Annotated in this window: 20 protein-coding genes; 8 read left to right on the top strand and 12 right to left on the bottom strand. The window is 67.5% G+C overall.

Annotation, left to right across the window (positions count from 1 at the left end; genetic code table 11):
* Positions 1 to 65 precede the first annotated feature (65 nt).
* The 5 genes from NUV79_RS09315 (at position 66) to NUV79_RS09295 (ending at position 5,565) form a co-directional block, all read left to right on the top strand.
* Positions 66 to 902 carry a MurR/RpiR family transcriptional regulator gene (locus NUV79_RS09315; RefSeq protein ID WP_257732798.1) on the top strand — a complete coding sequence of 279 codons (837 nt, stop codon included), beginning with the start codon at positions 66 to 68 and terminating at the stop codon, positions 900 to 902.
* A gap of 43 nt (positions 903 to 945) precedes the next feature.
* Positions 946 to 2,058, top strand: coding sequence for an ABC transporter substrate-binding protein (locus NUV79_RS09310; RefSeq protein WP_257732825.1), 1,113 nt, complete (start codon positions 946 to 948; stop codon positions 2,056 to 2,058).
* Positions 2,059 to 2,120: 62 nt separating this feature from the next.
* Positions 2,121 to 3,860 (top strand): ABC transporter permease, encoded by a 1,740-nt coding sequence (locus NUV79_RS09305; RefSeq protein WP_257732797.1) that lies wholly within the window; start codon positions 2,121 to 2,123, stop codon positions 3,858 to 3,860.
* Positions 3,860 to 4,963 carry an ABC transporter ATP-binding protein gene (locus NUV79_RS09300; protein ID WP_257732796.1) on the top strand — a complete coding sequence of 368 codons (1,104 nt, stop codon included), beginning with the start codon at positions 3,860 to 3,862 and terminating at the stop codon, positions 4,961 to 4,963. Before NUV79_RS09305 ends, NUV79_RS09300 begins: the two co-directional genes overlap by 1 nt.
* Complete coding sequence (locus NUV79_RS09295) at positions 4,960 to 5,565, top strand: histidine phosphatase family protein (RefSeq protein WP_257732795.1); 606 nt, start codon at positions 4,960 to 4,962, stop codon at positions 5,563 to 5,565. Before NUV79_RS09300 ends, NUV79_RS09295 begins: the two co-directional genes overlap by 4 nt.
* A gap of 38 nt (positions 5,566 to 5,603) precedes the next feature.
* Here NUV79_RS09295 and NUV79_RS09290 read toward each other — a convergent pair whose 3' ends face one another.
* The 10 genes from NUV79_RS09290 to NUV79_RS09245 all read right to left on the bottom strand — a co-directional run bounded on the left by NUV79_RS09290 (position 5,604) and on the right by NUV79_RS09245 (position 15,793).
* Entirely contained in the window at positions 5,604 to 7,433 is a 1,830-nt protein-coding gene (locus NUV79_RS09290; RefSeq protein ID WP_257732794.1) for an ABC transporter ATP-binding protein, read from the bottom strand.
* Positions 7,430 to 8,320 carry an ABC transporter permease gene (locus tag NUV79_RS09285; protein ID WP_257732793.1) on the bottom strand — a complete coding sequence of 297 codons (891 nt, stop codon included), beginning with the start codon at positions 8,318 to 8,320 and terminating at the stop codon, positions 7,430 to 7,432. Before NUV79_RS09285 ends, NUV79_RS09290 begins: the two co-directional genes overlap by 4 nt.
* A 13-nt stretch (positions 8,321 to 8,333) precedes the next feature.
* Positions 8,334 to 9,272, bottom strand: a complete 939-nt coding sequence (locus NUV79_RS09280) for an ABC transporter permease (RefSeq protein ID WP_257732792.1) — start codon at positions 9,270 to 9,272, stop codon at positions 8,334 to 8,336.
* A gap of 132 nt (positions 9,273 to 9,404) precedes the next feature.
* On the bottom strand, positions 9,405 to 10,958 hold the full coding sequence (locus tag NUV79_RS09275) for an ABC transporter substrate-binding protein (protein ID WP_257732791.1): 1,554 nt from the start codon (positions 10,956 to 10,958) through the stop codon (positions 9,405 to 9,407).
* Between the two features lie 71 nt (positions 10,959 to 11,029).
* On the bottom strand, positions 11,030 to 11,743 hold the full coding sequence (locus NUV79_RS09270) for an SDR family NAD(P)-dependent oxidoreductase (RefSeq protein ID WP_257732790.1): 714 nt from the start codon (positions 11,741 to 11,743) through the stop codon (positions 11,030 to 11,032).
* Positions 11,744 to 11,757: 14 nt separating this feature from the next.
* Complete coding sequence (locus NUV79_RS09265; protein ID WP_257732789.1) at positions 11,758 to 12,915, bottom strand: NAD(P)/FAD-dependent oxidoreductase; 1,158 nt, start codon at positions 12,913 to 12,915, stop codon at positions 11,758 to 11,760.
* Positions 12,916 to 12,929: 14 nt separating this feature from the next.
* Positions 12,930 to 13,358 (bottom strand): RidA family protein, encoded by a 429-nt coding sequence (locus tag NUV79_RS09260; protein WP_257732788.1) that lies wholly within the window; start codon positions 13,356 to 13,358, stop codon positions 12,930 to 12,932.
* Positions 13,359 to 13,551: 193 nt separating this feature from the next.
* The gene (locus tag NUV79_RS09255) at positions 13,552 to 14,052 is read right to left on the bottom strand and encodes a hypothetical protein (RefSeq protein WP_257732787.1); all 501 of its coding nucleotides are present in this window, start codon (positions 14,050 to 14,052) and stop codon (positions 13,552 to 13,554) included.
* 28 nt (positions 14,053 to 14,080) lie between these two features.
* Positions 14,081 to 14,860 carry an SDR family NAD(P)-dependent oxidoreductase gene (locus NUV79_RS09250; protein WP_257732786.1) on the bottom strand — a complete coding sequence of 260 codons (780 nt, stop codon included), beginning with the start codon at positions 14,858 to 14,860 and terminating at the stop codon, positions 14,081 to 14,083.
* Between the two features lie 105 nt (positions 14,861 to 14,965).
* Complete coding sequence (locus tag NUV79_RS09245; RefSeq protein WP_257732785.1) at positions 14,966 to 15,793, bottom strand: alpha/beta fold hydrolase; 828 nt, start codon at positions 15,791 to 15,793, stop codon at positions 14,966 to 14,968.
* Between the two features lie 142 nt (positions 15,794 to 15,935).
* Here NUV79_RS09245 and NUV79_RS09240 point away from each other — a divergent pair, with 142 nt between their 5' ends.
* Entirely contained in the window at positions 15,936 to 16,925 is a 990-nt protein-coding gene (locus NUV79_RS09240) for a GlxA family transcriptional regulator (protein ID WP_257732784.1), read from the top strand.
* Between the two features lie 22 nt (positions 16,926 to 16,947).
* On the opposite strand, the gene NUV79_RS09235 is transcribed toward NUV79_RS09240, so the two are convergent.
* Together NUV79_RS09235 and NUV79_RS09230 are read right to left on the bottom strand one after the other, a co-directional pair.
* Entirely contained in the window at positions 16,948 to 18,366 is a 1,419-nt protein-coding gene (locus NUV79_RS09235) for an ATP-binding protein (protein ID WP_257732783.1), read from the bottom strand.
* Positions 18,363 to 19,139 carry a response regulator gene (locus NUV79_RS09230; RefSeq protein WP_257732782.1) on the bottom strand — a complete coding sequence of 259 codons (777 nt, stop codon included), beginning with the start codon at positions 19,137 to 19,139 and terminating at the stop codon, positions 18,363 to 18,365. The genes NUV79_RS09235 and NUV79_RS09230 overlap by 4 nt, the downstream gene beginning before the upstream one ends.
* A 169-nt stretch (positions 19,140 to 19,308) precedes the next feature.
* On the opposite strand from NUV79_RS09230, the gene NUV79_RS09225 reads away from it, so the two are divergent.
* Entirely contained in the window at positions 19,309 to 19,527 is a 219-nt protein-coding gene (locus NUV79_RS09225) for a hypothetical protein (RefSeq protein ID WP_257732781.1), read from the top strand.
* Entirely contained in the window at positions 19,524 to 21,047 is a 1,524-nt protein-coding gene (locus tag NUV79_RS09220) for a TolC family protein (RefSeq protein ID WP_257732780.1), read from the top strand. Before NUV79_RS09225 ends, NUV79_RS09220 begins: the two co-directional genes overlap by 4 nt.
* Positions 21,048 to 21,062 lie beyond the last annotated feature (15 nt).

Below are 21,062 nucleotides of genomic sequence, written 5' to 3'. Positions count from 1 at the left end.
TTATCATTGACGGCAGGGGATTTTGTGATCTAGCTTTCCTATGCAAATGATTTTGCAGGAAAGCCATGAGCATCCTCGAGCGGATCAAGTCGCATTCCGACAAGCTGACCGATGCCGATCGCCGGCTTGTCACCACCCTGCTCGAGAACCGGGCAGAAGCCGCCTATCTCAACGGAATCCAGCTGGCTGAACGGGCGCAGGTCCATGAGGCGACGGCGACGCGGCTGGCGCAGAAGCTCGGCTACAAGGGCTATCCGGAGCTGCGCAACCAGCTCCAGCGCGAGGTTTTGGAAGGGCAGGACGCGGCCAACCGCATGCGCCGCTCGGTCGCCAAGGTCGAGGACGGACATTTCCTCACCGACCTGATCGGCGCCGAGATCGCCGCGCTCAACGAGCTCAGCCATTGCATCTCGCAGGCCGATATCGACCAGGCGGCAGACATGATTTTCGCGGCCGGGCGCGTCTTCATCTTCGCGCAGGGCCATGCGCGCTCCGTCGCGAGCTTCCTGCAACGGCGCCTCGACCGGTTCGGCATGACGGCGATCGCCTTGTCCGGGCGCGGGCGCGACATCGCGGAGCGCGTGGTCAGCCTCAAGGCCGACGATGTCGTCCTGACGCTGGCCTTCCGCAAGCAGCCTGCGAGCTACGAGCCGCTGATGCGCCATGCCGCGCAGGTGGGCGCCGCGACGCTGCTCATCTCGGACCTCGCCGGGCCGATGATGAAGCCGGAGGCGCAACTCCTGCTGGCGGCCCCGCGCGGGCGTTCCGGCAGCGAGTTCCAGACGCCCACCATTCCCTTCGCGATCGTCAACGCCATCCTGATGACGATCGCGGGACGACATCAGGATCCGATCATGGGCCGGCTCGAGAAGCTCGCGGACCTGTTCTCAGAATTCGAATGACATAACGATAAAATGGGAGGGACGGATGCAGATCCTATCGAAACTGGCGCGGTCTCTGCTGTTGCCGGCGATGCTGCTGGCGGCAGGCGGCGCGATCGCGCAGAATCTCGACACGATGACGCGCGAGCAGCTTGTCGCCCAGGCGGTCAAGGAAGGCAGCGTGACGATCTTCTCGCTGTCGAGCCGGATCGCCCGCATCGAGAAGGCGTTCGAGGCCGCTTATCCGGGCATCGACCTGATCGGTCTCGACATGAGCTCGGTCAAGCAGATCGCGCGGCTGGAGGCCGAGCAGCAGGCGGGCGTGAATGCCGTGGACGTGCTCTATCTGGCGGATACGCCGGTGGTCTACGACAAGCTGCTCAAGGCGGGGCGGGTCCAGAACTACCTGCCGCCGCGGGTGGCGGGCGAGATCGACGCCGCGTACAAGGCGCCGTTGCTCGTGCACCGGCTCTCGACCAAGGTGCTGATGTATAACGAGGCCGCGCATCCGAACGGCTCGCCGGTCACCAATCTCTGGCAGCTCACCACCCCGCAATGGCGCGGCAAGGTGCTGATGGTCGATCCGGCGCAGCGCGGCGAATTGCTCGACCTGATGACCGAGATCGCCCTGCATCCGGACGAGATGGCGGCGGCCTACAAGGCCCAGTTCGGCAAGGATATCGCCATTGACAAGGATTTGAAGGGGGCCGGCGAGCAGTTCATCCGCGCCCTGTTCAAGAACGATCTGATCCTGGTCGCCAACAGCGACCTCGTGAACAAGGCCGTCGGCGACAAGAACAGCAAGAACCCGCCCGTCGGCTTCAGCACCTATTCCGACCGGCGCGACAACAAGAAGGAAGGCTGGGCGCTGCAGGTGGCGAACAATGTCGAGCCGGCCAACGGCATCCTGTTCCCGGCCGTGCTGACGATCGCGAGCAAGGCGCCGCACCCGGCCGCTGCCCGCCTGCTGGTCGACTTCATGTTCGGGGACAATTCGCCGACCGGCGGCCCGGCTTTCGAGCCGTTCAACGTTCCCGGCGACTATGCCACGCGCAAGACGATCGCTGACGATCCGGATTCCGTCCCGCTCGACAAGCTGAAGGCGTGGCGCATCGACCCGGCGCGGACGGCCGCGGCGCGGAAGCGCATCAACGACCTCATCATCTCGCTCCAGTAACGCCGACGCCGCGAGCCGGCCCTCTCGCGGGAGAGGCCGGCCTCGCTCCGGGAAACGCTGCCATGACCTCACTCGCGCTTGTGTCCGGGCGCGCGCCGCTGCTGCGCGCCAACCGCGTCCTGCCGCTCGTCCTCTCCGTGGTGATCGCGCTTCTGGTCGCGGCGCCGCTGGTCAAGATCCTGCTGGCGACGCTGACGCCGGACGGGCTCCAGGCCTGGACGACCGTCCTCGCCAGCCCGCTTTCGGCCAATCTCTGGTGGCGCCCGCTACTCACCACGATGCTGCTCGGTCTCGGCGTGGCGGCCGGCTGCCTGCTCGTCGGCGGCTTCCTCGCCTGGCTGGTGACGCTGACCGACCTGCCGGGACGCGGCCTCGTCGCGACGCTCTCCACCCTGCCGTTCATGATCCCGAGCTTCGCCGGTGCGCTGGCCTGGGGCACCCTGTTCCGCAACGAGCGGCTTGGCGGCTCGCCCGGCTTCTTCCAGGCGAACGGCTTCGACGTGCCGGACTGGCTGGCCTGGGGGCTGGCGCCGACCATGATCGTCCTGATCGCGCATTATTTCTCGCTCGCCTACACGATCATCGCCGCCGCGCTCAGCTCGGTCGGTGCCGATCTGATCGAGGCCGGGCAGGTTGCCGGGGCAAGGCGCGGGCGCATCTTCTTCGGCATCGTCCTGCCGGTGGTGACGCCCGCCCTGATCGCCGCGGCCTCGCTGACCTTCGCCGGGGCGGTGGCGAATTTCGCGGCGCCGGCCCTGCTCGGCCTGCCGGTCAGGATGCAGACGCTCTCCACCCGGCTGTTCGGGATGATCGAGACTGGCGAGACCGAGCGCGGCTTCGTGCTGGCGCTGCTCCTGATCGCGGTCTCAGCCGCGCTGCTGTTCTTCAGCGATCGGCTCGTCGCTGGCCGCAAGGCCTTCACCACTGTCACCGGCAAGGGTGGGCGCATCAAGCGCTTTCCGCTCGGGGCCTGGCGCTGGCCGCTCTTCGCCATCGCGCTCGTGATCGGGCTCGCGACCTCGGTCCTGCCGGTGCTGGTGCTGGCGGCGTCGAGCCTCGCGCCGCAGGGCGGGGCGCTGTTCTCGAACTGGACGCTGCATTTCTGGGTCGGGGAGGGCGGTGGCGCGCTCGCCCAGGGTCAGGCCGGCCTGTTCCGCAACCCGATGATCGTCGGGGCCTTGTGGAACACGCTCAAGCTCGGCCTGACGGTGGCGCTCACGACCATGCTGCTCGGGCTGGCGCTGGCCTATACGATCGTCCGCAACAAGGGGACCTGGCTCGCGGCGGTGCTCAGCCAGCTCGCCTTCCTGCCGCTGCTCGTTCCCAGCATTGCCTTCGCCGCGGCCTATATCGCGCTGTTCGGCGCCCCAATCGGGCCGCTGCCGTCGCTCTATGGCACCTTCGCCCTGCTGGTGCTGGCGGCGACGGCGCATAACCTGCCCTATGCGGTTCAGTCGGGCCGCTCGGTCCTCGGCCAGATCTCCAACGATATCGAGGAGAGCGCCCGCCTGACCGGGGCGGGGCTGTTAACCCGCCTTGTCTTCATCATCTTCCCGCTGACGATCCGCGGCCTGCTTGCCGGCGCGATCCTGGTCTTCGTCAAGATGGTGCGGGACCTGTCGCTCGTCGTGCTGCTGTTCACCGCGACCTCGCCGGTGCTCAGCATGGTCGCCTACCGCTATGCGTCCGAGGGCTTCATGCAGTTCGCCAACGCGATCACGCTGGTGATCCTGGTGATCTGCCTGGCGGCCTCGCTGGCGGCGCATCTCATCCAGACCCGTGTGCAGAAGTGGAAGCAGTGATGGCGCCCGCATCGACCGCCCCGGCGCAGGACGCCATTCGCATCAGCCAGTTGGTGAAGCGCTTCGGCGACGTCGCCGCCGTCAAGGACGTGAACATCTCCGTGCCGCGCGGAGCCTTCCTGGTCCTGGTCGGCCCCTCCGGCTGCGGCAAGTCCACGCTGCTGCGCATGCTCGCCGGGCTGGAGGAGCCGAGCGCGGGCGAGATCGCCTTCGTCGGCCGTACGGTGTCGAGCGGGACGGGCGGCGTCATCGCCGATGCCGGCGCACGCGATGCCGGGCTGGTCTTCCAGTCCTATGCGCTGTGGCCGCATATGACGGTGGCCGGCAACATCGCCTGGCCGCTCAAGGTCGCGCGCTGGTCCAAGGCCGACCGGAACGCCCGCGTCGACGAGGTGCTCGCGCTCCTCGGCATCTCGGCCCTGCGCGACCGCTACCCGGCCGAGATCTCGGGCGGCCAGCAGCAGCGCGTCGCGATCGCGCGCACCATCGCGCCGAAGCCGAGCATCCTGCTGTTCGACGAGCCCCTGTCCAACCTCGACGCCAAGCTGCGCATCGAGATGCGCAGCGAATTGATGCGCATCCACCGGGCGACGGGCGCGACATCCGTCTATGTCACGCATGACCAGGTCGAGGCCATGACCATGGCCAGCCATGTCGCCGTCCTCAACCATGGCAGGGTCGAGCAGTTCGGCGCGCCGATCGACCTTCTGCGCCGGCCGACGACCACCTTCGTCGCCTCGTTCCTCGGCACGCCGCCGGCCAATCTCCTGCCCGTCACCCGCGTGCAGGACCGGTTCGCCTTCGCGAATGTGGCGCTGGCCCCGGCTGCCTTCGCCGCGGGGCACGAGCGGGTGCAACTGCTCTACCGGGCGCAGGATATCGCCGTCGGGCGGATCGGTGACGGGCACCAGCTCGTCGGGCGCTTCGCCGAGGCTGCGCCAATCGCGGGCCAGTCGATGGTCACGGTCATGGTTGGCGACCTGCGCCTCACCGGCATGGCCGAGGGCTTCTTCACCGCGACACCGGGCGACGAGGTCGGCCTGTCGTTCTCCAGCACACCCGATGCCGCCTTCACGATGGAAGGCGAAAGGATCAATCCATGAGACTTATCCTGATGCGCCATGGCGAGACGCTGTGGAATGTCGAGCAGCGGCTGCAGGGGCACGACAATTCCGAGCTCTCCGAGCGCGGCATCCGGCAGGCGCGCGAATTCGTGCCCTATGTCAGGGCGCTGCTGCCGGCGCATGTGGTCTCCTCCGATCTCGGCCGCACCCGCCAGACGGTCGGCCTCATCGGCTATCCGGATGCGCCGTCCGATGCCCGCCTGCGCGAGCTCGACATGGGCGAATGGACCGGCCGCCGGAAGCGCGACCTGATCGCCGAGCAGCCGGAACGCTACCACGCCTGGCGGGCCGGCACGTTCACGCCGGACAAGGGCGAGAGCTGGGGCGATTTTCGCGCCCGGGTCGCGGCCGGAATCCGGGACTGGCTGCACAAGGCGCAAGGCGACCTGCTGGCGGTCGTCCATGGCGGTGTCATCCGCGCCGCCTGCCATGAATTCGTCGGCCTGCCGCCGTCGCGGGTGATCCCGGTGACGCCGGGTACGGCGACGATCCTGAACTTCGCCTCCGCCGATGCGACGGCCGCACAGCTCGAAGGCTACAATATCGGGTCGGTCGCGCCGGACGTCTCCGTCGCGGATTGAACCCGTCGGAGCGCTGTCCTGCAGCGCTCCGATCCTACCTACGCCCCGCCGGTCTCCGTCGCCTGGCGGATGAAATGGCCGGGACTGACTTCCACCAGAGCCGTCGGCGGGGCCTGCCAGTCGAGCTTGCGGATCGGGCTCGGCAATTCGTCGACGGCAAGCTCGCGCCGGAGCGCCCGGCGGCCGGGATCGGGAACCGGGACCGCTGCGAGCAGCTTGCGCGTATAGGGATGGCGCGGGTCTGAGAAGACCGCCTCGCGCGGGCCGATCTCGACGATCTCGCCGAGATACATCACGGCGACGCGATGGCTGACGCGCTCGACCACCGCCATGTCGTGCGAGATGAAGAGATAGGCGAGGCCGAGCTCGGCCTGCAGGTCGAGCATCAGGTTCAAAACCTGCGCCTTCACGGAGACGTCGAGCGCCGAGACGGCCTCGTCCGCAACGACGAGCTTGGGCGAAAGCGCGAGCGCGCGGGCGATCGCGATGCGCTGGCGCTGGCCGCCGGAGAATTCATGCGGGAAGCGCACATGCATCTCGGGGGCGAGCCCGACCTTGCGCAGCAGCTCCGCGACGCGGTCCTGCGCCTCCGTACCCTTGGCGAGCCCGTGGACGAGGATCGGCTCGGCCAGCGCGCTGCCTACGCTCTTGCGTGGGTTGAGGCTGGCGAACGGGTCCTGGAAGATCATCTGCATGTCGCGGCGCACATCGCGCAGGTCGCTCTTGCCGAGGCCGGTCACGTCGCGCCCGCCGAAGCGCACCGTGCCGAAGGAGGGCTCGACGAGCCGCAGGATCGAGCGCCCCGTCGTCGATTTGCCGCAGCCGGATTCGCCGACCAGCGCCAGCGTTTCGCCGCGCCGCAGGCTGAAGGAGACATCCTCGACGGCATGGACCTGCCCGCGCAGTCGACCGAACACGCCGCCGCGGATGCCGAAGCGCGTTGTCAGTCCGGCGACTTCGAGCAAGGGCGGCTCGGCCGCCTGCACTGTGTCGGGCTGCTCGGCCGGCTTGCCCTCGACCTTGCCGTCCTCGGGATCAATGCGCGGGAAGCGCAACGGCCGGGCATGGCCGCTCATGTCGCCGAGCTTGGGCACGGCCGCGAGCAGCGCCTTGGTGTAGCCGTGTACAGGCGTATTGAAGACCTGTGAGGCCGGCGCATCCTCCAGCTTCCGGCCCTTCCACATCACCACGACGCGGTCGGCGATCTCGGCGACCACACCCATGTCGTGGGTGATGAAGAGCACGGACATGCGCTCCTCGTCCTGCAGCGTCTTGATCAGCTCGAGGATCTGCGCCTGGATCGTCACGTCGAGCGCCGTGGTCGGCTCGTCTGCGATCAGGAGCTTGGGCTTGCAGGCCAGCGCGGTCGCGATCATCACGCGCTGGCGCATGCCGCCGGAGAGCTGGTGCGGGTAATTGTCGAAGCGCGTCTTCGCCGAGGGGATGCGGACCTTGTCGAGCATGCGCAGGGCCTCGGCCTTGGCCGCGCCGGCATCGAGCCCACGATGGTAGCGCAGAGCCTCCGCGATCTGGAAGCCGACGGTGAGCACCGGGTTCAGGCTTGTCATCGGCTCCTGGAAGATCATCGCGACATCGTTGCCGCGGACCTTGCGCATCTCCTCCTCGCTCAGCGCGAGCAGGTCGCGGCCCTCCAGCGCGATCCGGCCCTGGATGCGGCCGTTCGCGGCCGAAACCAATCGCATCACCGAGAGCGCGGTCACGCTCTTGCCCGAGCCGGATTCGCCGACGATGGCGACCGTCTCGCCGGGCGCGACATCGAAGCTCAGGTCCTCGACGGCCCAGCGCCATTGGCCACCGACGCGGAAGGCGGTCTGGAGGTTCTCGACGGAAAGGACGGGGCCGCTCATCGCTCGCCCTTCAGCTTGGGGTCGATGGCGTCGCGCAGCCCGTCGCCGAGGACGTTGAGCGCGAAGACGACGACGAGGATCGCGAGCGACGGCGCCAGCACCAGCCAGTAGCTGTCGAGGATGTTCTCGAAACCCTCGCGGATCATGCCGCCCCAGGTCGCGATCGGCGGCTTGACGCCGAGCCCGATGAAGGCGAGCGAGGCCTCGGTGCGGATGGCGTTGGCGAGCCAGAGCGAGGCCATCACCAGGATTTCCGGGAAGATGTTGGGCAGGATGTGGCCGGCCATGATGCGCGCGTCGGAGAAGGCCAGCGCGCGGCCGGCGCCGATATAGTCGCGTTCCTTGACCGTGATCGTCGGGGCGCGGGCGATGCGGGCGAAGGAGGGGATCGAGGTCAGCGCGATCGCGATGGTGATGTTCTCCATCGAAGGGCCGAGCATGGCGACGAGGATCAGGCCGAGGATCAGCGAGGGGAAGGCGAGGAGGATGTCCATCGCCTGCATCACGACGATGTCGAAGCGCCCGCCATAATAGCCGGCGAGCAAACCGATCAGCGAGCCCACGACCATGGCGATGACGGTCGAGGCGATGCCGATCACCAGCGAGATGCGGGCGCCGTAGAGCAGCCGCGAGAGGATGTCGCGGCCGAAATAGTCGGTGCCGAGATAATAGTTCTCATGCGGCGGCTGGAGCCGCGACAGGATGTTCTGCTCCAGCGGATCATGCGGCGCGATGACCGGCGCCAGCACCGCCGCGAGGATCACCGCGACGACGATGGCGAGCCCGACCCAGGAGGTCTTGTTGGCGTTGAAGGCCCCGATCGTCGCCTTCAGCCAGCGCAGGCGCGGCGGGGCGACGGGGGAGGCATCATGGACGGAGGTGCTCATGACAGCTTCACCATCATGACAGTTTCACTCTTGGATCGACGAGGGCGTAGGTGATGTCGGTCGCGATGTTCACGAGCACGACGATCAGCGTGTAGATCACCATCATGCCCTGCAGCATGGTGTAGTCGCGCTGGTTCAGCGCGCCGACGATGAGCTTGCCGAGGCCCGGCCGGTTGAAGACGATCTCGGTCAGCACCGAGTTGCCGATCAGGATGCCCAGATACAGGCCCACGATGGTGATGATCGGGATCAGCGCGTTGCGCAGGGCGTGACGCCAGATCACGACGCGCCAGGGCACGCCCTTGGCGCGGGCGCTGCGGACATAATCCTCCTGCATCACCTCCAGCATGGCCGAGCGGGCGACGCGGGTGATGTAGGCCGCCATGATCAGCCCGAGATTGAGCGCTGGCAGCGCCATCGACTGGAACCAGGCCGAGGCCGAGCCGGTGCCGGCGCTGATGACCGGGAACCAGCGCAGCATGATCGCGAAGACGATCAGCAGGATGATCGCCGAGACGAAGGGCGGGAAGGAGAGGCCGAGCAGCGAGGCGATACGGGTGACGTAGTCCGGCATGCGGTTGCGGTTGACCGCGGCCCAGACGCCGAGCGGCACGCCGATGACGATGCCGATCGCCAGCGAGACGATGGTCAGCTCGATCGTCCAGGGCAGCACGGCGAGGACCTCCTGGATCACTGGCCGGCCCGTGACGAGCGAGACGCCCCAGTCGCCGCGCACGGCGCCGCCGAGGAAGCTGAAATACTGCTCGCTCATCGAGGCATCGAGGCCGAGCCGCGTGCGCATCGCGGCGATGGCCGCGGCATCGGCCTGATCGCCCAGGATCACCTGAGCGGGGTCGCCGGGCACGATCCGCACCACCACGAAGACCAGCGAGAGCACGGCCCAGAGCGTGACGATGGCGAAGCCGAGCCGTTTGACGAGGAAGGCGCTCATGATGCCGCCCTGTTTGAGGAGGTAACCGCAGCGGCTGGTCGCTGCGCCGAAGCCATTTTCACCTCACGCCGTCATCCCGGATCGGCGCGGCTGGCGCCGCTTGTCCGGGATGACGCCGCTTAGAGTGTCTGCTCACTTGGTGAAGCGCGTCGTCTCCAGCACCGGAGGGCCGAGATTGAGCGAGGCCTTGAGCTCGTAGCCGAGATCGAGGCTGTCCTTGTAGGCCCAGAGCTGCATCATCTCGTTGACCGGCACGGCGCAGACTTCCTTGATGATCTTCTCCTGCGCGGTCTTCCAGAGGGCGAGCTGCTTGGCCTTGTCGGTCTCGGAGCGGGCGGCATCGATCTCGGCGTCCGCCACCTTGCAATGCGAGAAGTTGGTCACCGCCGTCGGCGTCTTTACGATCGCCCGCGAGTGGAAGAACTGCGAGAGATAGACATCCGCCACCGGGAAGCGCGCCGCCTGGAAATGCACGACCTGTGAGAGGTCCTGCCGGATCTGCTGGTGGAAGGTCGCGTGCTCCACCGGCTGGATCTCCAGCGTGATGCCGGCGCGCTTCAGCAGCGCCTGCGTCGCTTCGGTGAAGCTCAGCATCGAGGGCAGGGTGGTGTTGATCGCCTTGATGGTGACGCCGTTGGGGAAGCCGGCTTCCGCCAGCAGCGCCTTCGACTTGGCAAGGTCGAAGGGCAGGAGCGGGGCCTTCTCATCCGTGCCGAGATAGCCCGAGGGCACGACCGAGACAGCCGGGCGCGAGATGTTCTTGCCGCGGAACTGCCAGATCGCATTGCGGTCGATGGCGTGGGCGAAGGCCTGCCGGACCTTGATGTTGTCGAGCGGCGGCTGGCTGGTGTTGAGGTGCAGCACCGACATCTCGGCCGGACCCATCGCGACGACCTTGACGCCAGCCAGTGCCGTCATGCGGTCGACCCAGGCCTGCTCCTGGCGGCCGAGCATCATGTCGAGCTCGCCGGACTGGAAGGCGAGGTCGCGTGAGGAATCCGAGGGGATGAAGCGGTAGAGGATTTCGGTCAGCTTCGGCTTGCCGCGGAAATAATTCGGGTTGGCGACGAGCTTGGCGTATTGCTGCGGCACATATTCCTGGAACATGAACGGGCCGGTGCCGACCGGCTTCTTGGCGAAGCCGTCCTTGCCCAATTCCTCGGCTGCCTTCTTACAGACCATGTTGCCGCCATGGTAGTTCATGACGATGCCGAGCAGGCTCGGGATCGCCTGTTTCAACGTGATCTTGACGCTGTATTTGTCGGGCGCCTCGATCGCATCGACCGCGGCATAGTCCGACGAGAAGGCCGAGCTTTCCTTGGTCGCGGCGCGCTTCAGCGAATAGACCGCGTCCTCGGCGGTGAACTCGCCATAGCCGTGATGGCACTGCACGCCCTGGCGCAGCTTGAAGGTCCATTCCTTGCCGTCGGCGGAAGAGGTCCAGCTCTCGGCGAGATCAGGCTCCATGAATTCCGGCGAGAGCTCGCCCGGCTTGATGCGCACCAGCCCGTTGAACATCCATTGCAGCATCGCCTTGCCGGGCGTGCCGGAGTTCAGATGCGGGTCGAGCACGCCGGCATCCGAACTCTGCATGCCGACGGTGAGCACGGTCTTCTGCGCGAGGGCCGGCCCGGCCATCAGGGCGCCGGCCACCAGGGCGGCGAGGATCGAAACGGGTCTCTTCATGGCTCTTCCCCTGCTTTTGTCGTTGAGCGTGATGATCGAGATCGGGTAGCGGCGCTCTCCCGGCGCCTTCGTCAGAGCGTGTCCTCCAGCCTGCAATTGACCAGCAATTCCGCGACGGTGGCATTGTTGGGCAGGGCCAGAACGGTGGCAACCAGCGCGGCGAGATCGGCCGGCTGGGTCATAGCTTCCGGTGGCAGCGCCGCGCTTGAAGCCGTCATGTCGGTGCGCACGAAGGAGGGGCAAAGCGCGGTCGCACGCACGCCCTTGTCCCAGGCGATGCGCCGCGCCGCATGGTTCAGCGCGATCATCGCGTGCTTGGTCATGTTGTAGGCGACCTGGTCGTTGCGCACGCGCTTGCCGGAGAGCGAGGCGACATTGACGATGCGCCCGGCGCCGCAGGCTTCCAGATATGGCAGCGCGCAATGGATCAGGTTGAGCGGGCCCTTGCAGTTCGCAGCCCAGATCGCGTCGAGCGCGGCTTCGTCAGGCGCGCGCAGGGTCATGGCGCTGTGCATGCCGGCATTGTTGACGAGCCCGTCGATCCGGCCGAAGCGGGCGGCGGCCGCATCGACCCATTCGCGATGGCTCGCCCAGTCGGCCGCGTCATAGCGGGCGATGTGGAGGCGCGACGGCTCCCAGTCGGCGCTCATCGTCTTCAGGGAGTTCAGGTCGCGCCCGCCGAGGCTCAGGCTGTAGCCCTGCGCCTGCAGCACTTCGGCGACGGCGCGACCGATGCCGCGATTGGCACCGGAGATCAGGATGACGCGTCCATCGGGGGGCAGCATGGCGAGGCGATGTCCTATCCGTGCAGGGTAAGTTCGGCGGCCTGCCGCCTGCTCTCGGTGAAGCGGCTCAGCCGGAACGGCGAGAGATCGAAGCGGGGCCGGCGCTTCAGCGCGAGATCGGCCAGGATTTCGCCGGTGACGGGGCTGATGCCGAAGCCGTGCCCGGAGAAGCCGGCGGCAACAACCAGCCCGTCGATTCCGGTATCGGCATCGATCGCGGGCAGGGCGTCCGGCGTGAGATCGATCAATCCGCCCCAGAGCCGGCCGATGCCAGCCTCGGCCAGCGCCGGCAGCACCTGCGTGGTGCGGGCGATCAATGCCGCAATGTCACGGCTGCGCGGGGCGAGCGAGGCTGTGGTCCAACTCGCCGGATCATGCGGCCAGTCGCCGATGCCGGTGGTGACGCGCAAGCGCCCGTCGATCTCCTGCCGCCCGGCGCAATCGGCATTGGCGACGCCGAAGACCGGCGCGAGCAAGGGCGGCAGCGGCACGCTCTGCATCACACAGACCAGCTTGACGGAGAGAGGCAGGTCGAGCCCGAGCGGGGTCAATAGCTCGGGTGTGTGGATGCCGGTCGCCACGATGACGCGGTCGGCAGCGATTGTTTCGCCGGTTTGCGTCTCGATGCCGGTGATCCGGTCGCCCGAACGGGTCAGGGCGCGAACCGGGACGCCTTCGCGGATGACGGCGCCGTGCCGACGGGCAGCCTTGGCATAGGCGCGGACAGTCGGGACCGGATCGGCGTGCCCGTCGCCCGGACAGAAGGAAGCGGCGAGGATGCCGGAGCCGATCGCTGGGGCCCTGTCTCGCACCGCTGCATTGTCCGGCAGGTATTCGATGGTCAGGCCGAGCTTGCTCTGTTGCGCGACCAGTTCTCGGATGACAGCGACTTCCGCCTCGGTTCGCGCCAGCCGCAGGTTGCCATGGCGGCGATAGCCGGTGGGCGCGCCGAGTTCCTCATCGAGCCCGCCCCAGCGTTCGACTGCGGCTTGCGCCAGCGGAAGTTCGGCCGGGTCGCGCCCGGATTGGCGCACGCCGCCGAGCGTCCAGCTCGATGCCATCGCCGCGAGGCTGCGGGCTTCGAGCAGCGTCACGGAATGGCCGGCTCGCGCGATCTCATAGGCGGCCGAAACCCCGCTGATCCCACCCCCGACGATGACGGCGTCCGGCATGGCGGTGCCCGATTTCAGGAGAGGTCGACGCTGATGCGCTGCTCGGGCTGGTCCGGGTTGCGCCGCTTATAGGCGGTGATCTCGAACTCGACCTTGAGCTCGGGCTGGCCGAGCGGCGTGCAGGTCGTGGTGTTGGCCGGGTCGATGCCCCTGAACTTGGCACCGACGACCTCGTTGACCTCGTCCATGTCGGCGATATCAGGCACGAAGACCTTGACCGCGACGACATCCTTCAGCGAGGCGCCGACGGCAGCCAGCGCTCCCTCGATGTTGCTGAAGGCCTGCTCGGCTTGGCCCTTGGCGTCCGCTGCGATGGCGCGGGTCTTGTAGTTCCGGCCGGCGGTGTTCGAGACGAAGATCATGTCGCCGGCGACGACGATCCGCGAATAGCTGTTCAGGGTCTCGTATTTGCTGCCGGATTTGACTTTGACGATCTCGCTCATGACGGTCTCCGGAGGCTGCGCCCTACGCTGCCGGAAGCCCTCGCCGGCAGCCACCCGATTGCGGGAATTGGTGTATACCACTTGAGTTGATCCGGGCTGTCAAGGACATGTCGGGCGGGAGTGGAGCCGCCGGTAACTACGGTAGTTCTGGTTGTAGAGGCAGTGGGAAGCGTTCTGGTGTATACCAATCACCTCAGGCGGCGGCGTTAGGCTCCCGGCGGCGCGTTGCGCGCACCGCGAGGGTGCCGACAGCAAGCGCCGCGACCAGCAGGATGGCCTGGGCGATCACGAAGGGCGGCTCGCTCTGCGTCGGCGCCAGCGGCTGCAGGGCCGTAACCTTCTGGAAGGACTGCACGATCAGCACGAAGAGATTGAGATAGAGCGCGAGCGTAGCAGTGACGGCATAGGCGATGCCGGCGGCGCGCTGCGTCCGGAACGGCCAGGTCGCGGCGGTGACGGCGAGCGCCACCATGGAGATCACGCCGAAGAGGAAGGCCGGGGTCACGCCGCTGAACGGGAACAGGAAGCCGGTCACGCTGGTCAGCGCCGTCGTGATCAGGAAGACGGCCTGCCAGCCTACGAGCCAGCGGCTGGCGGCAAGCGCGGGCATAGCCACGAGCCCCGTGGCGATGCCGATCAGGCTGACCGCGACATGGACGGTCAGCAGGGTTTCGATGGAAAGTCCGGGGATCATGATCGTTGTCCTTGGTCTGGTCGCTGCTTCAGGCGCGGTAGCGCGGGGCGGGCTTGCGAAGGGAGAGGTTCGGGCGCAGCGCGCCGCGGGCGGCGAGGAAGCGGTCGAGATCGGCGGTATCGGGTAGCGAGGGGATGGTGATCCGTTCGCGGAGATCGAGACCGGCGAGAGCGGCGTCGACCATGTCATCGACCGACATCACCATTTCGGCGGGGATCTGGGCGAGGCGCTCCTCCTCCCAGATCGCCGTGCGGGTGATGCCGGGCAGCACGGCCTGGACATGCACGCCCCTCGGCCCGAGTTCGGCCTGCAAGGCTTCGCTGAAGGCAAGCACGAAGGCCTTTGTCGCCGGGTAGACGGCGGTGAAGGCCTCGGGCATCAGCGCCGTCACCGAGGTGATGTTGACGATGGTGCCGGCGCCGCGGGCGGCGAGGCGCGGGGCGATCGCGGCGGCAAGCCGGGTCACGGCGGAGACGTTCAGCGCGATCATGCTGTCGATAATGGCGGGGTCCGCAGTCAGGATCGGACCTTCGCCGGCGATGCCAGCATTGTTGACGAGGCCGGTGATCGCGGCGTCCTCGCGCAGCCTGGCTTCGACCTTCGCGAGATCGCCGGACTTGCCGAGATCGGCGGCGAGGACCTCGACCGCGACGCCGGTTTCTTGGCGCAGGCGCTCGGCCAGCGCCTGGAGCTTGTCGGCGCTGCGGGCGACGAGGACGAGATCATGGCCGCGCCTGGCGAGGCGATCGGCATAGACGGCGCCGATGCCATTGGAGGCGCCGGTCACGAGGAGGGTCTGCTTGGTCATTGGGGTTCTCCGGGACGTGAGGGGGCGAGCGGACGCCATGGATGCCGTCCGTTGTCGGGTTCGCGATGAGTGTGAGGTGGCCGGATCAGTCCGGCCGGCGGGCGGTCAGCCCTTGATGAAGGCCAGCAGGTCGGCGTTGAAGCGGTCCTGATGGGTCTGGGTCAGGCCGTGATCGGCGCCCTCGTAGACCTTGAGGACGGCGTGCTTGACGATCTTCACCGTCGAGAGCGCCGCAGCGCCGATCGGCACGATCTGGTCGTCGTCGCCATGCAGCACCAGCGTCGGCTTGTCGAAGCGCTTCAGGTCGGCGTTGAAGTCGCTCTCCGAGAAGGCGCGGATCGAGTCGAGCTGGCCCTTGAGTCCGCCCATCATGCCCTGCTGCCAGAAGCTCTGGCGGATGCCTTCCGAGATCACGGCGCCCGGCCGGTTGTAGCCGTAGAACGGGATGGTCAGGTCGAGGAAGAACTGCGAGCGGTTGTCGTAGGTGCCCTTGCGGATGCCGTCGAAGACGTCGAGCGGCAGGCCGCCCGGATTGGCCTCGGTCTTGAGCATCAGCGGCGGAACCGCGCCGATCAGACCGATCTTGGCGACCCGGCCCGTGCCGTGGCGGCCGATATAGCGGGTGACTTCGCCGCCGCCGGTCGAATGGCCGACCAGGATCGCGTCCTTCAGGTCGAGCTGCTCGATCAGCTCGGCGAGGTCGTCGGCATACTGGTCCATGGTGTTGTTGGCCCAGACCTGGTTGGAACGGCCATGGCTGCGCCGGTCATGGGCGATGGTGCGGAAGCCCTGATTGGCGAAGAAGACCATCTGCGCGTCCCAGGCATCCGCCGTCAGCGGCCAGCCATGCGAGAAGACGATCGGCTGCCCGTCCTTCGGGCCCCAGTCCTTGTAGAAGATGCGGGTGCCGTCCCTGGTGGTGATCGTGGTCATTGTCGTCATCCTTTCAATGCCTTGAGGAAACTCGCCGGGACGTCCGCGCCCCGTGGTTGAAGGATTACGCCGGGTGAGGAATGATCGGGATTGGCGGAACCGACATTCACCGGGCCAAAACCGACAATCGTGGAGACGAGCCATGGTCGCAGCCATTCCAGCGCCACCGAAGGCCGAGATCGGGCTCGTGCTCTATCCGGGCTGCCAGACCGCCATGGTTCACGGCATGACCGACCTTCTCGATATCGCCGGGCATTTCTCCGCCAAGCGCGGCGGGCCGGGGCTGCGCGTCAGCCATTGGCGACCGGGTGAGGATGGCCGCCTCGGCCGGGTCTTCGACAGCCATCCCGATCTCGACCGGCCGATGGAGCCCGCCGTGCTGGTCGTGCCCGGCCGGCTCACCGGCCCGATGGAGATCGAGGAGGCGACGCCCTATGCGCGCTGGCTGCTCGACCGGCATGCCCAGGGGACGACGCTCGCGGCCAATTGCGGCGGGGTCTTCGCGCTGGCGGCGACGGGCCTGCTGTCCGGGCGCCCGGCGACGACGCACTGGCTTTTCGCGGACGCCTTCCGTGAACGCTTTCCCGATGTCCGGCTCGACACCGACAAGATGGTGATCGAGGACGGCGACATCATCACGGCCGGCGGATTGATGGCTTGGACCGATCTCGGCCTTCGGCTCGTGGACCGGTTGCTGGGCTCGACCGTGATGGCCGAGACCGGCAGCTTCATGCTGATCGATTCCGCCGGGCGCGAGCAGCGCCACTATTCCCGCTTCGCCCCGCGCCTGACCCATGGCGACGAGGCGATCCTGAAGGTGCAGCATTGGCTGCAAGCGCGTGAGGCCAAGGCGATCAGCGTCGGCGACATGGCGAAGGTCATCGCCATGGAAGAGCGCACCTTCCAGCGCCGCTTCAAGGCGGCGACCGGGCTGAAGCCGATCGAATATGCCCAGCACCTGCGCGTCGGCAAGGCGCGGGAGCTGCTGGAGTTCACCCGGCGCCCGATCGAGCAGATCTCCTGGGCCGTCGGCTACGAGGATGTCGCTGCCTTCCGCAAGCTCTTCCACCGCCTCGTCGGGTTGTCACCGGGCGATTACCGCCATCGCTTCGTCGCGGTCGCCGCCGCGTGATGAAGTCTGCTTCCGGAGCCCGTTAGGCGTTCCCGCCACGGGTCAGCGGCTCGGCGCGGATGGCATGGCTCTCCGCAGGGCGGTCTAGCCGCGGCACGGAAACGGTGACGCACAGGCCGCCAGAGGCGCGGTTTTCCAGCGCGATTGCGCCTTCATGCGAGCGGGCGACGGCCTGCGCGATCGTCAGGCCGAGGCCTGAGCCGCCGGTCTCGCGGCCGCGCGATTCCTCCAGCCGCACGAACGGCAGGAAGGCCCGCTCCATGTCGGCTGGGGGGATGCCCGGTCCCTCATCCTCGACCGTGACAACGAAGCGGCCGCCAGCTTCAGTGATACCGACGCTGGCCGTGCCGCCGTATTTGAGCGCGTTGCCGATGAGATTGGAAAAGGCCCGCTTTAACGGCAGTACCTGCCCAAGGATCGGAGCCGTATTGAGACCCGACAGGCTGACCCGATGGCCTTGGTCGAGATGCTCGTCGACGATCGTCTCGATGATGGAGGCGAGATCGGCCGGCCTGGCCGCCTCGCTGGAGGCCCCGCCGCGCAGATATTCCAGCGTCGAGTCGATCATCTCCTCCATCTCGCCGAGATCGGCATCGATCAGGCGCCGCGTCGCATCGTCGTCGAGCAATTCGGAGCGCAAGCGGAGCCGGGTGATCGGCGTACGCAGGTCGTGCGACACGGCCGCCATCGCCTGCATCCGCTCGCTGACGAGGCGCTGGATGCGCTCGCGCATGGTGTTGAAGGCCCGCGCCGCGCGGCGCACCTCGGCCGGGCCGTCTTCCGGCAGGGGCTGCGGCACCTGATCCAGGCTGAAGCGCTCGGCGGCCAGCGCGAGATCGCGCAGCGGCCGGGTCGCCCAGCGCAGCAGCAGCAACGCGACCACGACGATCCCGACGGCGAAGCAGATCATGATCGCGGTCAGGTTCCAGTCGAGATGCTGCGCAGCGCCAAGCGCCGAGGACGAGAAATTGACCCAGCTGCCATCGTCGAGTTGGATCGAGACCAGCATGATGTGCCGGTCCGCATTGGCGGTGCCGGCCGGAAGCGCCCCATCATCGGCCTGCCCGATGCGGAAGGGGGTGGCTGCGAGATCAGGAGCCTGTTCTTTCAGCCGCGCTTCGAGGGCACGCGTCCGCTCGGTCGCAGGCGCGCTGCCGAGCACGAGGCTGACCTTGCTCCAGTGCACTTCGAGGCTCGCGCTCGACAGATCATGCGCGACCCGGTCGCGCTCGGCGGCATCGGGCAGGCTGGCGATGGCGCGCTTGATCGAGACGATGCGCTCGGCCAGGCTGCCGTCGCGCCCGGCCGAGGCGAAGCTCTCCACGCTGACACGGAAAGCCCAGTAGCCGAGCACGTGAAAGGCGAGCAGCGCCGCGACCAGGATCAGGATCGCGCGGCTTGCCACCGTGTCGGGCCAGCAGCGTCGGAGCAGGCTCGTCAAGCGGATTGTCCCTCTTCGCGCCCGATCGTGGAGGCGAACATGTAGCCTGCGCCGCGAACGGTCTTGATCAGTTGGCTGCCGCCGGCATCGGCTTCGAGCTTGCGGCGCAGGCGGCTGATCTGGACATCGATCGTCCGGTCGAAGGGATCGTCGCTCATCCGTGCCTTGGCGAATTGCATCAGCGCCTCGCGCGACAGCACGCGGTTGGCATGCTCGACGAAGGCGACGAGCAGGTCGAACTCGCCAGTCGAGAGGTCGATCAACGTGCCCACCGGCGATTGCAATTCGCGGCGGCGCAGGTCCATGCGCCAGCCGTCGAAGGTCACGATCCCGCTCGGCTGCGTCAGGACGGAGTTCCGCGGCGCCCGCCCGCGGCGCAGCACCGCGCGGATGCGGGCGAGCAATTCGCGCGGGCTGAACGGCTTGGTGACATAGTCGTCCGCCCCGCCCTCGAGGCCGGTGATGCGGTCGCTCTCCTCGTTTCGCGCAGTCAGCATCACGATCGGGACCTGCGAGGTCGCGCGCACATCGCGGCACAGCTCGACGCCGGAGCGTCCGGGCAGCATCAGGTCGAGGACGATCAGGTCGACGGCGCTATGCGCGAGCGTCTCCATCATGGCGCGGCCATCCGGGGCGCCAGTCACCTGATAGCCATGGCGCTGGAGGAAGCGCGCGACGAGCAGCCTGATCTGCGGATCGTCGTCCACCACCAGGATATGGCCGTGATCGTCGGTGATCGGCGCGACAGGGGCCTGATCCGTCTCGCTGCTCATATTTCCTGACATCGCCATGCCGTTCGAGCGCACGCTCTCCTTTCCTATCTGTCCCGACCATAGCGCGCCCGCAGCGCCGTTGCCCGCCCCGGTTTGAAACAATTTGTAACGGACGCCGAGGAAGCGGCGTTGCTACCCCTGCCTCACCGCAACAGGGGAGCCTTGAGTCGTGAGCTTGGTGAAGCTGCCGTTCCTGGGGGCGATCGGTCTGGCGCTGGGCGCTTGCACGGTCTCCGCCATTCCAGACCATCTGGCCCGGCCGGCCGATCCCAATGCCCGTGTTCCCGCCATCACCTATGGCAGCGTGACGGCGGGCGCCGCCACCTATCGCCCGGCCGATCCCAAGGATTGGCGTGAGCTCAATCGCCGGGTCGGGCCGACATCATGACGCTGCCGAACCATCCTGCCGCCGCGCCGGTGCGCACCACCGTTCAAGGACTGGCCTTGTCCTCCTCCCCTGTTCCGAAAGCCCGGCGCCTGCTGCGCTGGGCCCTGCTGGCCGGCGCCGCTGCGCTGCTCGGCGGCTGTGCGGGCTTCTCCGCCGATGGCGGCATGAGCGCGATCCAGACCGCGACCTATGCCGATATCGGCAAGGACGTGGTCAAGATCGATGGCGATCAGGCCTCGCTCACCGCGAAGGGGCGCGTCGACCAGCTGTTGCGCAAGCCATTGACGGCGGATTCAGCGGTGCAGGTCGCGTTGCTCAACAATCGCGGTTTGCAGGCCGCCTTCAACGAACTCGGCATGGCCGAGGCGCAGATGGTCGCGGCGAGCCTGCCGCCGAATCCGCGCCTGGGTATCTCCAAGCTCTCAGGCCGCTTCGAGGTCGAGATCGAGCGTCAGATCGTCGGCAGCCTGCTGGCGCTGGCGACGCTGCCGGCGCGGGCCGAAATCGCGCGCGACCGCTTCCAGACCGCGCAGATGCGAACGGCGGAGGCTGTGCTCAGGCTCGCGGCCGATACCCGCCGCCAGTACTACCGGGCCGTCGCAGCCAATGCGCAGGTCGCCTTCTACCAGGAGGCAAAGGGCTCGGCCGACGCGGCGTCCGAACTGCTCAAGCGGCTCGGCGAATCCGGCGGCGTCAACGAGATCGACCAGGCCCGCGAATTCGCCTTCGAGGCGGAGCTCACCGTGCAACTCGCCCAGGCCCGCCAGCAGCAGCGCCAGGAGCGCGAGCGCCTCGTTCGCCAGCTCGGCCTCTGGGGCGACGAGCTGAAGTTCAGGGTCGACAGCCTGCCGCCCTTGCCGCGCCTGCAATCGGTCAAGGCGATCGAGGCCGAGGCCTTGCGCAAGCGCGTCGATCTTCGGATCGCGCGGGCCGAGCTCGACACGCTCGCCAAGTCGCTCGGGCTCACGCAAGCGACGCGCTTCGTGGACGATATCGACCTGCTCGGGCGGCGCACCTATGACCGCAGCCGCAGCATCAACGACCACGGCCATGTCGAGCGCGAATCCAGCCGCAGCCGGACGGTGGAACTCGAGATCGACATCCCGATCTATGATTTCGGCCAGTCGAAGGTCGCGCTCGCCGAGCAGAGCTATATGCAGGCCGCCAACAAGCTGGCGGAGAGGGCGGTCAATATCCGCTCCGAGGCGCGCGAGGCCTATACCGCCTACCGCGCGAATTACGACATCACGCGCCAGTACCAGACCAACGTCCTGCCCTTGCGCAAGATCATCCAGGAGCAGTCGCTGCTGCAATACAGCGGCATGCTCAACGACGTGACGGACCTGATCGCGGATGCCCGCAGCCGCATCCTCTCGAATGTCGCCGCGATCAATGCCCGCCGCGATTTCTGGATCGCCCATACCGATTTCAAGCACGCGCTGATCGGCGGCGGCAGCGAAGGCGGCTCGGCCACGGTCGCCGCGGCAGGCGGCGGCGATGCCGGTGGTGGCGGACACTGAGCGAGCGGAAGGAGC

This window comes from Allobosea sp. 47.2.35, from assembly GCF_024655635.1.
Classification (GTDB): Bacteria; Pseudomonadota; Alphaproteobacteria; order Rhizobiales; family Beijerinckiaceae; genus Allobosea.
The sequence above is the reverse complement of the archived record's forward strand: the minus strand, read 5'-3'. Positions and strand labels throughout refer to the sequence as shown.